The following is a 13,033-nucleotide window of genomic DNA, read 5'->3' on the forward strand; positions in this document are numbered from 1 at the left end:
TTTTGATAGCTATAACTTAGCTAAACACAACGGTTTTATTACCATTGATAAATACCTTGTGTTCAGATGCTAACTGAATTGCCTTACAAAACACTGTTTTCTCAATGTCTCGGCCCATTTTTGCCATAGTATCGGCATCATTGGCGTGGCTCACCTGTGTCACATCTTGAACAATAATTGGTCCTTCATCGAGTTCATCATTCACAAAGTGCGCTGTGGCACCAATAATTTTTACGCCACGCTCGAATGCTTGATGATAGGGCTTAGCACCAATGAATGCGGGTAAAAATGAATGGTGAATATTGATGATTTGATTACTAAAGCGCGCCACAAATTCGGGGCTAAGAATACGCATGTATTTAGCAAGTCCAACGATATCCGGCTGATATTGTTCTATCACCTCTGCCATTTTTTCATCATGCTCTACGCGGCTAAGCCCCGTGTGTGGTACGCAGTGAAATGGAATACCAAACCCTTTAACTAATGGTTCGAGATCGCGATAGTTGGCTATCACCGCCAGTACTTCAATATTCATGGCGTTTTCGTATTGTTTAAGTAGTACGCCACCAAGACAGTGCGCTTCCTTGGTTGCCAGCAATACCACTTTGGTTTTTTCACCATGGTGAAGTGCAACCTGAGCCCCCTCTGGAAGTTGTCCTCTTAGTTGTGATAAGAACTGCTCGCTAGGCTCACCGGTTAACTCGGTACGCATAAAAAAGCGCGAACCCTCGCGGTCAACAAATTCGTTATTACGCGTAATATTTAAATTATGCTTAAAACAAAGGTTGGTTATTTTGGCTATTAGTCCAACCCCATCCGCACATTGCGTGGTAAGTATATAGTTCATTTTCCTCATTCCTGTATTCACCCCACTTAGCGTGGGGGTTTAGCATACTAGCAATCGAAACAGGTTTAGTTAACTATAAATTGCAAAATAATGAGGTTTTTTTGGATAACGGTAAAATGGAGTTTCAGATGAATATGGCTACAAAATACAGGAAGATTAAAAGCCACGGTTGTGGCTTTATAAAAGACAATTATCCGCCGAGTGGTTTGGTTCTAGCTTGTTGAGGAAGCGCTGGTCCGTCAGTAGGGCCACCATTGCCTCCTTTAATAAGCTTTAGTAGCTCTGAGCTAACAATTTTCATCATGGATAAATTTCTCCCTAAATTTTGCTCTAGACGCATAGCTTAGCATCGTAACGCTGATCATAACCTTGCCTAAGAATACAGTATTGTCTCTGATAAATAACTTAATTGGTGCAGTACTTAAAAAGCTATATTTATAGAGTAAAACTTCTATCCAAGTTGCAAAATTTACTAAGCATAACAATAGTATAATGCAAATAATTCCGGCTTCTTGTGGTACAAAGCGATGCGTTTGGATTACGTTATTAAAATATTCATACCCTGTCTTACTATATAACCATATAGCAAGACGTTTACGATATACAACGGGAAGCAAAAATACAAGGCTTATAAAAACGCAGTATATATAGAAGTGAGTGTTCCACTGTAGGACTATATCTGTCATAGCTAATCCTAATATTTCAATTATGAGATAGAATATGAAAAACCATCTGGCACTTGCTGTCTTCCACGCCATACATAGCCCAAAAATTACAAATGCTATAGGCATATAGTCTATTAATGCGTAAATATTCATTATTTATCATCCTTCCTGTTATTAGGAGTTTTTGTATCCACTGGTTTGACATGCTGGGCTTGTGAAAAATTAAAGTAAGTACCTGTGATATCCTTACCAAAGATAAGGAATAGTTCAAACAGTTGAGCGTAACTTAAATCCGTTTTTCCTGACTCATAATTGCTGATACTGGCTTGATCAACATTGAGTTTCTGTGCCAATTGCGCTTGCGTCCAGCCTTTTTCATGTCTAAGGATCCGAATTGAAGCTTGTACTTCTGCCCTAAAACCGTCTACTTTTTTCCGCCGCGTATGGGTATTGTTTTTCATTAATGGCGCGCTCCCTCCTCTGAGCTTTAGTTACGCAAAATTAACACTGAAACATTGGTGTAACAACTGGTTTTTCTTCTAACTGGCTGAAATTAATGATTTTATGAAAGTATTCATAAGGGCTGTGGGTGGGGCTCATAACAAAAGAAGTAAGAATGGCACTCTTACCTAAAAATGCCCTTTTTGTTTTAAATACTGTAATTAAGCAGCGCCTTTAATTTGGCGGGTTTTATTGGTTTACTCAAATAGTGAATACCTTCGGCTTTGGTGTGCCGCTTTAAGGTGTCATCTCGTACTGCAGTGATTAAGATAGCAGGAACAGGGCGTTGCCAAATATCTCGCAAAGTTTTTACTAGTGTGATGCCATCTTGTTCTTCACCAAGTTGATAATCCATTAAAATAATATCTGGGGCTGCGTGGGCCTTGGCATAGTCGATAGCATCAGATGAGTGAGAGAATAGGCTATGCTTTATGTGCCATTTATTCAGTAAACTTGCCATAGCCTGCAGATTTTTAGGGTCGTCATCCACCGCAATAACATGTAATTGGGAGTTTCTATCGATATCTGACAATTGTGTGCCAGGTTGAGCTTTCTGCTCTACCAATTGCTCATCGCCTATTGGAATGGTGACGCTAAAACAGCTGCCCTTGCCAACCCAAGAGCGTACGGATAATTCAAGACTGAGTAGATCGCATAACCGTTTGACAACACCTAGGCCTAACCCAACGCCTTTATTGTCGTTGTTTTGAATTCGGTAAAAGTCATTAAATATTTTACTAAGTTGGTGTTGTGATATACCTGGACCTGTGTCCCAAACGTCCAGCCTCAAACTGTGTTTTCGGTTGCGGCAGGCGATCAGTACTTTGCCGTACTCAGTATATTTCACCGCGTTTGATACGAGGTTTTGAACGACCCGGCGCAGGTAGGTGATGTCGCTGTGCACTATCGCGTGATTACTGCGCATTTTAAGTTGTAAGCCCTTGTCACTGGATAAAATCGCGTACTCATTGGCTAAAGGGCCGAGAATGTCATCAATACAAAAATGTCGCGGCGAGGGTTGCATTGCACCTTGTTCTAATTTGGCGATGTCTAATAGAGCTGACATCAGGTGAACCGTAGAGTCTAGGCTATCCGCGAGCTTGTCAAAATTTCCTCTATCCTGTTGACTCAATGGCTGCGCATCAATGGCAGCTAGGTATAAACGGGCAGCATTGAGTGGCTGTAAGATATCGTGACTGGCTAGTGCTAAAAAGCGGGTTTTACTGTCATTGGCACGCTCAGCTTCTTTTTTAGCAGCCATCAGGGCTTGCTCCGTTGCTATTCGAGATGTGATTTGCGCCTGTAAGTCTGTGTTGATGGTGCGAATTTCTTGGGTGCGCGCTTCAATACGGTTCTCCAAGTCCATATTAATTTCTTCAAGCGCGTTTTGTGTGTTGATGTGCATAGTGATATCAGAGAAGCTGGTGACAAAGCCTCCTTCAGGAAGTGGATTACCACGCATTTCATATACTTGTCCATCGCGGCGATGACGAATGAAGTGATGTGGTGTGCCGTTACGAAGGTGTTGTACTCGCTTGTCAACGAGCCGCTCTATGTCACCCGGCCCACATTCCCCCCTTTGCGCGTTAAAGCGAATAACCTTTTCGATGGGCAGACCCACTTCTAAAAAGCCATCTGGGTAGTCAAACATCTCACTGTAGCGCTTGTTCCAAGCAACCAAATTTAGCTCTTTATCGACCACAGAAATACCATGGCTAAGGTTTTCCAAAGAGGTGTAGAGTAGGTTTTGGTTGAATTGTAGGGCTTGTGTGGTTTCGTCGAAGAAGTTAACCACTTCTTCAAAGGCCATTTGTTTGCCAGAGGCCACGGTATGGATCAAGGCTTGCGCTGAGGAGGCGCCAAGTACGCCAGTCAGAGCTCGTTCGCAATAGGCGATAAAATCTGCATCGGGGTAAGCATTATTATCATCAATATTATTACTTTGTGCATATTGGCTTAGGAGTTGCCCTGAGCGCTGAATGCCGAGAAATGTTTGGAGTAACACCTTAAAGTCATACACACTGGCTTTGATATTTTTATCCATGCGTTTTGCAAACCCTGCTTGCTCCTTAGGGTAAACGAACGCGGCGGCCTGAATTTTATCGATTAAGCGTTCATGTGCGGCCAGTGAAAAGCTGATATAACAGAAAATGTTGGCAGATAAGGCAATGAGCGTTCCTTTGGTGATGATACTTTGTCGCAGTTCATAATCGAGCGCAATGCCTGTGCCCACCACTGGCAGCATCAAAAATAGCGTCCAGCAGATGAAACCGGCTAATAAGCCTGCATAAACGCCATACGCGTGACCTTTTCGCCAATATAAGCCACCGATAATTGCGGGCAGCAGCTGTGTAACCAAAGAGAATGCCACCAGTCCCATGTTCGCCAAAGCTTCGCCGTGGCCAAACCATTGCTGGTATAAATACGCCAACAACAAAATAGCAGCGATAATAACGCGGCGGATCAATAAAATGGGGGTTTTGTAGTTGCGGGTCAGGGCACTGCGCTTTAGCTTTCTTTTAAGTAGTAAAGGCAGTACCACGTCGTTAGAGAGCATAGTGCTGAGCGTAAGTGTTGCAACCACTATCATCGCTGTGGCAGCAGATAGACCGCCAATAAACACAAAGGTAGTAATGAGCGGGTGATCTTGCATTAACGGCAGTGCCAATACAAAGCTGTCGGCTGCTATATTAGCACCAATTTGAGGGTGTATTGCAGCCGTTGCGATCGGAATAATCATTGCGGCGATAAGTAATAAATATAGCGGGAATGCCCAGCGAGCGGTGCGCAAGTGGCGGCTATCTTGGTTATCCACTACGGTGACATGAAATTGTCTAGGTAAACAAACAATGGCTGCTGCAGCCATCAGACTTTGACCCACAAAGTTGAAGCTAAACGCATCAAAATTGAGCCAATGTTTGATGTTAATTGTACCACTATCTTGGACCTTCAGCAGCGCTATTATGGCAAGTATCGCCACCGCACCCAGCGCGATGAACTTAATAATGGATTCGAATGCAACGGCTAACATCAAGCCTGAGCGATACTCAGTTACATCTACTTTTCGAGTACCAAAAAAGATGGCGAATAACGCCATAACGAGCGTGCCGGTCAGCGCCAGTGCATTACCAGAGAGTAGCGAACCTTGTTGAAGTAGTAAAAAACTGCTGCTGAGCGCTTTGAGTTGCAGTGCAATATAGGGAATGGTTGCTAGCAGCGCAATCATAGTGACCATGACGGCTGTGGCTTGGCGTTTGCCATAGCGCGCGGAAATAAAATCAGCAATAGTGGTAATGTTTTGCTTTTTACTGACCAAAATAAGTTTACGTAAAAAACCATGACCGAAGAAAAATAACAAGGCTGGCCCAAGTAAAATAGGTAAGTAGTGCCAGCTACTTTCAGCGGCGGTGCCGACTGAGCCATAATAAGTCCAAGACGTGCAGTAAATGCCCAGTGAAAACGCATACACAAAGGGGTGGTGAGTGATCCGCATCGCCAATGGTGTGGTTTTATCTCCCCAGTTGGCTAGCCAGAACAGAAGGCCAATGTAACTCAGTGAGACCAGAATGAGTGCAGCTGTCATTGTTATTCTTGTTAAATCAACGTGTCTTTACCTTACCACAGATTTAGCCAGTGTCTGTACATCACATATTACATTGATGTTTTTAACCTTTTGTTTCTTATATATAAGTTGTTTTCTTCAAGTTGATTTAGACTAATGTCGTATAAGCGTCATATTTTCCTTGATGGATAACATACCTTTCCATAATTAGTTATAACTCATTGTTATTTAATGAATTAATTGTGAATTATTTTTTCTCAAGGTGCAGTTAACGTAAACGTAATGTTTTTGCTACGACTAAGGTCTCAATTTATTCTTATCAAGCCGTTGCTAAGGTAAATGGTGACAATTAACACCAACACAGCTCAAGCATGGGCGCGTGATAGGGGATATAAAATGGCTTTTAAAGATGAACAACAAGCAAAAGCATACTGGTCAGAAAATCTCACCTTAATGTTTAAACTGTTGGCAATTTGGTTTGTAGTGTCTTTCGGTTTTGGCATTTTGCTGGTGGATGTGCTCAACGAAGTGCGTTTTTTCGGATTTAAATTGGGTTTTTGGTTTTCACAACAAGGGGCTATTTATACCTTTGTTGCTTTGATTTTTGTCTACGTATTCAAGATGAATGCATTGGATAAAAAATACGGCGTAGACGAATAGGGGCATAATGATGGATGTACAAACTCTCACATTTATAATCGTCGGTTTGAGCTTTGCGCTCTATATCGGTATCGCAATTTGGGCGCGTGCAGGCTCAACGAAAGATTTTTATGTTGCCGGTGGCGGTGTGCCGCCATTTGCAAATGGTATGGCAACAGCTGCGGATTGGATGAGTGCGGCTTCATTTATTTCCATGGCGGGGATCATTTCATTTGCCGGTTACGATGGCGGTGTTTACCTGATGGGCTGGACGGGCGGTTATGTATTGCTGGCTCTGTGTTTAGCGCCTTATCTGCGTAAGTTCGGCAAATTCACGGTTCCAGACTTTATCGGTGATCGCTACTACTCGCAGGTTGCGCGTGTTGTAGCTATTTTGTGTGCTATTTTTATTTGCTTCACCTACATAGCAGGGCAAATGCGAGGTGTTGGTGTGGTATTTTCTCGTTTTCTAGAAGTAGACATAGAAACGGGTGTATACATTGGTATGGTGATTGTTTTCTTCTATGCCGTACTTGGTGGTATGAAGGGGATCACATACACCCAAGTTGCACAATATTGTGTGTTAGTGTTCGCATATCTTGTACCTGCAATTTTTATCTCGTTGATGATGACGGGGCATTTGTTACCACAGACAGGGTTTGGCGCAACGCTTGCTGATGGCTCAGGTACGTATGTGTTGGATAAACTCGATGGGCTCAGCGCCGAACTGGGTTTTGCACAATATACCGAAGGGTCAAAAAGCATGATTGATGTGTTTGCTATCACTGCAGCATTGATGGTGGGTACCGCTGGTTTACCACATGTTATTGTGCGCTTCTTTACTGTACCTCGTGTAAAAGACACACGTATTTCGGCTGCATGGACACTGGTATTTATCGCCATAGTCTACACCACAGCACCTGCAGTGGCGTCATTTGCGCGCGTTAATATGATTGATACGATCAATGGTAAGGATGGTAGCGGCACAGCTTACGCCGAAGCACCAACTTGGGTTAAAAACTGGGAAAGAACTGGGCTTATCGTGTTTGAGGACAAAAATAATGATGGCAAGATGTTCTATTCGTCAGGAAAAATTAGCGACCCTAATAGTGCGAACGAAGTGCAAATTGACCGTGACATCATGGTATTGGCAAACCCAGAAATCGCAGATTTACCTGCATGGGTGATTGCACTTGTCGCGGCAGGTGGTATTGCAGCGGCACTGTCAACCACAGCTGGGTTACTATTGGTTATTTCAACATCCGTTTCCCATGACCTGCTTAAGCGAACCTTAAAACCTAATATCAGTGATAAACAGGAACTGCTAGCGGCGCGTTTATCTGCCATGGTTGCCATTGTAATTTCTGCTTACTTCGGGATTAATCCACCAGGGTTTGTTGCTTCGGTTGTTGCGTTTGCGTTTGGTTTAGCCGCTGCAAGCTTCTTCCCTGCGATCATAATGGGGATCTTCTCTAAACGCATGAATAAAGAAGGTGCCATTGCAGGAATGGTGACAGGGATAACCTTTACGGCAGCATATATCATTTACTTTAAGTTTATCAGCCCAGAACTTAATACCCCGGCACATTGGTTGTTTGGCATCTCACCTGAGGGAATAGGTATTGTGGGCATGATGGTGAACTTTATCGTTGCGGCGGTAGTGCTCAAATTAACGGCACAAACACCAGAGGAAGTGCAGCAGATGGTCGAAAGCATTCGTAACCCTAAGGGATCGGGTGAAGCTCATGCGCACTAGAGGAATTTGCTAGTATTAGAAGGAACAACCCAGCCCATTTGGGCTGGGTTTTTTAGTTAAGGATAATGGTTTATCCGATGGTTATTGGTGAATAGTTTAGGAGCGAGGATGACGCCTGAAATTGCAGAGGTTAAACGATTTGTTAGCAAGCAAATGCCTTTTAGTCAGCTACCAGAAGCAGCCAGCCATTTTTTTGCCACTCACCTAGAGGTAATTTACCTGACAGAGCAGAACCAGTATCAATGGTTACGTAGTGGCAATTTATATTTGTATCTTGTTCGCTCAGGTAGTTATGACCTACTTAACGCGCATGGCGAAGTAGTGACGCGTTTAGCGCAAGGGGATTACTTTGGCTATCCATCACTGTTAACGGGTGAAGCGATTAAAAACCAATTGCAGGTGAATCTTGCGGGTTTAGTTTACTTACTCAATGAAGAACATTTTGAATTTTTACGCCGTGAATATAAGGTTTTTGAGCAACACTTTGTAAAAGCACATGCAAATAGACTTCTTTCTTCTCACTATAAACAAAGTCGCGATAGCTGGTCAGAAAAAAAGATAAGCGAAGTGATGACCAAAGGAGCTGTTGTGCTTGCCCCACACGCAAGCATTTATGAAGCGGCTCAAACGATGAGTCAGCATTGCGTTTCGTCTATTATCATTAGTGAACATCGAAAACTATTGGGTGTGGTGACGGATCGAGATTTACGCAACCGGGTACTGGCAGCGAGCGTCTCTCCTCAGCAGTCAATTGCAAGTATTATGACTGATTCACCCAAATATATATTTGAACACAATCGAGTGTTTTCGGCGTTACACTTAATGCTCAAGCATAATATTCATCATTTACCTGTACTCAATGAGCGTCATGAACCGTTAGGAATGTTGACCAGTACCGATCTATTACGCCAGCAAAAAAGCGATCCAGTGCAGTTGATAGGTAAGATTTACAAGGCACAAAGCCTTTCAGCAATAAAGTTATGTGCATCTGAGATCCCCGACTTGTTAAAGCGCTTTGCTAATAACATCGAAGATATTTCTCTGATTGGTAAATTGCTCAGTGGTCTCAGTGATGCGCTGACCTCACGATTAATTGCTTTATATCAGCTAGAACACGGTGAAGCTCCTTGCCCATTTAGTTGGATCTGTTTTGGGTCACAAGCCAGAGAAGAACAAACCCTCCATTCTGATCAGGACAACGGTTTATTGTTACCCAATGAGGTAAACGATGAGCAACGAAGTTACTTTTCAGGATTAGGGCGCTTTGTTTGTGAACAACTGGCTCATTGTGGTATCCGTACATGCCCTGGGAATATTATGGCCAGCAATGAGCATTGCAGAGGTTCACTTGCGCAGTGGTTAGAGCGTTTTAAACTCTGGGTCGCTCAACCAACGCCAAAAGCAATGCTCAATTGTAAGATATATTTTGATATTCGTTTTATTGACGGCAGTAGCGCCTTGTACAATGAATTCACAACGCAATTAAGTGAAATGGCTAAAAACGAATTGTTTTTTGCGGCTATGGCAACGGATATTACGACCAATTCTGTACCATTAGGGTTGTTTCACCAATTCAAGCTAGAAAAAGATAAACAGCAGCATAAATATTTGGATCTGAAGCGCCGTGGTGTGGTGATCATCAATGATCTTGTGCGGCTATATGCTTTAAAAGCGCAAGTTTACAAAGCCAATACCCTTGAACGACTGGACGCGTTACTCAGTACGACGTTGTTGAGTAAAGAGGATATTTATGACTTAAAAGATTGCTGGCGCTACCTTACCCAATTAAGGCTTAAAACGCAGCTAGAGTATGAGCAATTACCAGAAAACTGTATCAACCCTGAGCATCTCACATCTCTTGAGCGGCATCAGCTTAAAGAAGCATTTTATCTTATAAAGCAAGCGCAACAAGCCTGTGCGTTCAAATTTGCCAGAGGAAGCTTGTGATGTGGGGGCTGCGTTGGTGGCACAAGTTTTATGGTCTGATGAAGTTACGACAGAGTGAATTCAATGCCTTTGAGTATGTGATCCTGGATCTAGAGCTGACAGGTTTGGATGCGCAAAACGATGAAATTGTCTCAGTAGCATGGTTGATGATTGAGCGAGGAAAAGTACATTTAGACTCGAGCGAATATTATATAAATAAAGAAGTACAAGCCCTATCGCAAAGCCCTATATATCATGGCATTGATGAGCAAATGGTTGAACAAGGCGAGCGACTGAGTCAGATTTTAACCCGCTTAGGTGCTGTGTTAGAAGGAAAAATATTAGTGTGTCACAATGCGCAGCTAGATTGGGCCTTTTTAAAACAAGCGAGTAAATGTCGCGGATTAACGTTAAGTCCTTTAGCTGTATTGGATACCATGGCTATTGAGAAGCGTCGTTTATCCGCTCGCACTGAACCTTTGAACTCAGATAGTTTAACGTTGCAGGCATGTCGAATCCGTTATCATTTACCAGAATATGGGGCGCATAATGCGCTAACCGATGCGTTGGCAACCGCAGAGCTGTTACTTGCACAAGCCAGTGCTATTAATGTCGGTAAACGCCTTAAACTAGGACAGTTACTCCAGTGAGCTCCCTCGCTTGCTTGAAAATACCGAAACATAATACCGCGAATCTTGTACATTGATTAGCTGCAAGGCAGCCCGCATTTTGATCCGGTATGTAAAAAAAGTTTCTCATTACCCTTACACATTTCAGCGTGGTCGATTACAATAGCGCCATCTTTTGGAGCAAAGCTCCTGTAATTATTCGCATTTAGCTGGATTTTCAATCTAATGGCAATCAAACTGGCAATCAATGGTTTTGGTCGTATCGGTCGCAACATAGTACGCGCGCTGTACGAGTCCGGACGCCAGCACGAAATTCAGGTTGTCGCTATCAATGAATTAGCGGACCCAAAAGCGGTTGCCCACCTATTAAAATATGATACTTCTCATGGGCGTTTTGCGTTTGATGTCAGTCATCAAGCGCCGTACTTAAATGTCGCTGGCGACAGGATTCAATTGTTCAATGAGGCCGATCCGAGTTTGTTGCCTTGGCAGGCATTGGATGTTGACGTTGTACTCGAATGTACTGGTGTGTTTCACTCTCGTCCGGATGCTATGCGCCATTTAAATGCTGGTGCCAAAAAAGTACTTTTTTCTCAACCTGCGGATGCGGATGTAGACGCGACCATAGTGTATGGTATCAATGATGAGGAGCTTCGAGCTTCCCATACTATTGTATCGAATGGTTCGTGTACGACGAATTGTATTGTTCCTGTAATAAAGGTGCTGGATGACGCATTTGGTATTGAATCGGGTGCAATCACGACGATTCATGCATCCATGCATGATCAACAGGTGATCGACGCTTATCATAGTGATCTAAGACGTACCCGCGCAGCCAGTCAATCAATTATCCCTGTAGATACAAAGCTGGCACGAGGTATTGAACGTATACTGCCTAAATTTCATAGTCGCTTTGAGGCTATCGCTGTGCGTGTGCCCACAATCAATGTTACGGCAATGGATTTGAGCGTTACACTTAATGCCGATGTAGATTTGGTGAAAGTGAATCAGGTTTTGCAAAAAGCCGCATCAGGCAGATTAGAAGGCATTTTGAGTTATACCGAAGAACCATTAGTCTCGGTGGATTTTAATCATGACCCTCACTCTTGTATTATTGATGGCACCCAAACACGAGTTAGTCATAAAAGACTCGTAAAATTATTAGTGTGGTGTGATAACGAGTGGGGATTTGCCAATCGAATGCTCGACACGGCAGCGGCAATGATGGCTGTTAGATAATTTATTTGAATATTGAAGTATCGTAATGAAGGAGAAGTCCATGTCTGTCATTAAAATGGCTGATTTAGATTTAAGCGGCAAGCGCGTATTAATCAGAGAAGATTTGAACGTGCCTGTTAAAGAGGGCAAAGTGACCTCTGATGCACGCATTCGCGCATCACTGCCTACCATCAAACTTGCGCTTGAAAAAGGTGCTAAAGTGATGGTGATGTCGCACTTAGGCCGCCCAACGGAAGGCGAGTATGATGCACAATATTCTATGCAGCCAGTGGTGGATTACTTGAATGATGCTTTGCCACAAAACGTTCGTTTGGTAACTGACTACCTTGATGGTGTAGAGGTTGCTGACAACGAAGTGGTGGTGTTTGAGAATGTTCGCTTTAACGTTGGTGAAAAGAAAGACGACGAAACGCTGGCTAAACAACTTGCGGCATTGTGCGATGTATATGTGATGGACGCATTTGGTACCGCGCATAGAGCACAAGCTTCAACTCATGGTGTTGGCCTATTTGCCCCTGTCGCTTGTGCTGGCCCTTTGCTGGCGGCTGAGTTAGATGCATTAGGTAAAGCGTTAGATAATCCAGCGCGTCCGTTAGTGGCGATTGTTGGTGGCTCTAAAGTATCAACTAAATTAACGGTACTAGACTCGTTGTCAACGGTCGTAGATCAGCTTGTTGCTGGTGGCGGTATTGCAAATACCTTCATCGCTGCTGCCGGACACCCTGTAGGTAAGTCTTTATATGAGAAAGATTTAATAGATGAAGCCAACAAATTAACTGATGCTGCTCGTGAAAATAACGGTGACATTCCTGTACCAACGGATGTGGTGGTGGGTTCAGAGTTTTCAGAATCAGCGGTGGCAACGATAAAGAATGTGAATGAAATCACTGACGAAGATATGATCTTTGACATCGGTCCTGAGACTGCAAGCACGTTAGCTAAGATCATCGAAAAAGCAGGAACAGTTGTTTGGAATGGACCTGTAGGTGTTTTTGAGTTTGATCAATTTGGAAATGGCACTGAGGCCATTGCCAATGCTATCGCAAAATCAAGTGCCTTTTCCATCGCTGGGGGTGGTGATACGTTAGCCGCCATTGATAAATACGGCGTGGCAGGTGATATTTCTTATATTTCTACGGGAGGTGGTGCCTTTTTAGAGTTTTTAGAAGGGAAAAAACTACCGGCTGTAGCTATGCTTGAGAAAAGAGCAAACGTTTAATTTTTATGGGCCAGCGTTCGCTGGCCTTATTTGTTTATATCACTCTCACT

General features: G+C 43.3%; 9 protein-coding genes. 6 read left to right on the forward strand and 3 right to left on the reverse strand.

Annotated elements, in window-relative coordinates; genetic code table 11:
* Positions 1 to 16: 16 nt before the first annotated feature.
* The 3 genes from purU to L1070_RS07130 all read right to left on the reverse strand — a co-directional run bounded on the left by purU (position 17) and on the right by L1070_RS07130 (position 5,596).
* Positions 17 to 847: a formyltetrahydrofolate deformylase gene (gene purU, locus L1070_RS07120; RefSeq protein WP_237125028.1), complete on the reverse strand. Its 831-nt coding sequence runs from the start codon at positions 845 to 847 to the stop codon at positions 17 to 19.
* 817 nt (positions 848 to 1,664) lie between these two features.
* Positions 1,665 to 1,973 (reverse strand): helix-turn-helix transcriptional regulator, encoded by a 309-nt coding sequence (locus L1070_RS07125; protein ID WP_237125029.1) that lies wholly within the window; start codon positions 1,971 to 1,973, stop codon positions 1,665 to 1,667.
* Positions 1,974 to 2,161: 188 nt separating this feature from the next.
* Complete coding sequence (locus L1070_RS07130; RefSeq protein ID WP_237125030.1) at positions 2,162 to 5,596, reverse strand: PAS-domain containing protein; 3,435 nt, start codon at positions 5,594 to 5,596, stop codon at positions 2,162 to 2,164.
* Between the two features lie 375 nt (positions 5,597 to 5,971).
* Between L1070_RS07130 and L1070_RS07135 the strand changes: the two genes are divergently transcribed.
* The 6 genes from L1070_RS07135 to L1070_RS07160 all read left to right on the forward strand — a co-directional run bounded on the left by L1070_RS07135 (position 5,972) and on the right by L1070_RS07160 (position 12,983).
* Positions 5,972 to 6,235, forward strand: a complete 264-nt coding sequence (locus L1070_RS07135) for a DUF4212 domain-containing protein (RefSeq protein ID WP_070985860.1) — start codon at positions 5,972 to 5,974, stop codon at positions 6,233 to 6,235.
* Between the two features lie 10 nt (positions 6,236 to 6,245).
* On the forward strand, positions 6,246 to 7,970 hold the full coding sequence (locus tag L1070_RS07140) for a sodium:solute symporter family protein (protein ID WP_237125157.1): 1,725 nt from the start codon (positions 6,246 to 6,248) through the stop codon (positions 7,968 to 7,970).
* Between the two features lie 108 nt (positions 7,971 to 8,078).
* Positions 8,079 to 9,917, forward strand: coding sequence for a DUF294 nucleotidyltransferase-like domain-containing protein (locus L1070_RS07145; RefSeq protein ID WP_237125031.1), 1,839 nt, complete (start codon positions 8,079 to 8,081; stop codon positions 9,915 to 9,917).
* The gene (locus L1070_RS07150; protein ID WP_237125032.1) at positions 9,917 to 10,546 is read left to right on the forward strand and encodes a 3'-5' exonuclease; all 630 of its coding nucleotides are present in this window, start codon (positions 9,917 to 9,919) and stop codon (positions 10,544 to 10,546) included. Before L1070_RS07145 ends, L1070_RS07150 begins: the two co-directional genes overlap by 1 nt.
* Before the next feature lie 204 nt (positions 10,547 to 10,750).
* Complete coding sequence (epd, locus tag L1070_RS07155; protein ID WP_237125033.1) at positions 10,751 to 11,764, forward strand: erythrose-4-phosphate dehydrogenase; 1,014 nt, start codon at positions 10,751 to 10,753, stop codon at positions 11,762 to 11,764.
* Between the two features lie 40 nt (positions 11,765 to 11,804).
* Positions 11,805 to 12,983, forward strand: coding sequence for a phosphoglycerate kinase (locus L1070_RS07160; RefSeq protein WP_237125034.1), 1,179 nt, complete (start codon positions 11,805 to 11,807; stop codon positions 12,981 to 12,983).
* Positions 12,984 to 13,033 lie beyond the last annotated feature (50 nt).

Origin of the sequence: Pseudoalteromonas sp. MMG022 (genome assembly GCF_021654245.1) — a bacterium.
GTDB lineage: Bacteria > Pseudomonadota > Gammaproteobacteria > Enterobacterales > Alteromonadaceae > Pseudoalteromonas > Pseudoalteromonas amylolytica.

Bases quoted from the DNA above. Each gene is read 5' to 3' on its own strand.
- L1070_RS07140 (WP_237125157.1), top strand. From the start codon at position 6,246: ATGGATGTACAAACTCTCACATTTATAATCGTCGGTTTGAGCTTTGCG.
- L1070_RS07125 (WP_237125029.1), bottom strand. From the start codon at position 1,973: ATGAAAAACAATACCCATACGCGGCGGAAAAAAGTAGACGGTTTTAGG.
- L1070_RS07130 (WP_237125030.1), bottom strand. From the start codon at position 5,596: ATGACAGCTGCACTCATTCTGGTCTCACTGAGTTACATTGGCCTTCTG.
- L1070_RS07150 (WP_237125032.1), top strand. From the start codon at position 9,917: ATGTGGGGGCTGCGTTGGTGGCACAAGTTTTATGGTCTGATGAAGTTA.
- L1070_RS07135 (WP_070985860.1), top strand. From the start codon at position 5,972: ATGGCTTTTAAAGATGAACAACAAGCAAAAGCATACTGGTCAGAAAAT.
- L1070_RS07160 (WP_237125034.1), top strand. From the start codon at position 11,805: ATGTCTGTCATTAAAATGGCTGATTTAGATTTAAGCGGCAAGCGCGTA.
- epd (WP_237125033.1), top strand. From the start codon at position 10,751: ATGGCAATCAAACTGGCAATCAATGGTTTTGGTCGTATCGGTCGCAAC.
- L1070_RS07145 (WP_237125031.1), top strand. From the start codon at position 8,079: ATGACGCCTGAAATTGCAGAGGTTAAACGATTTGTTAGCAAGCAAATG.
- purU (WP_237125028.1), bottom strand. From the start codon at position 847: ATGAACTATATACTTACCACGCAATGTGCGGATGGGGTTGGACTAATA.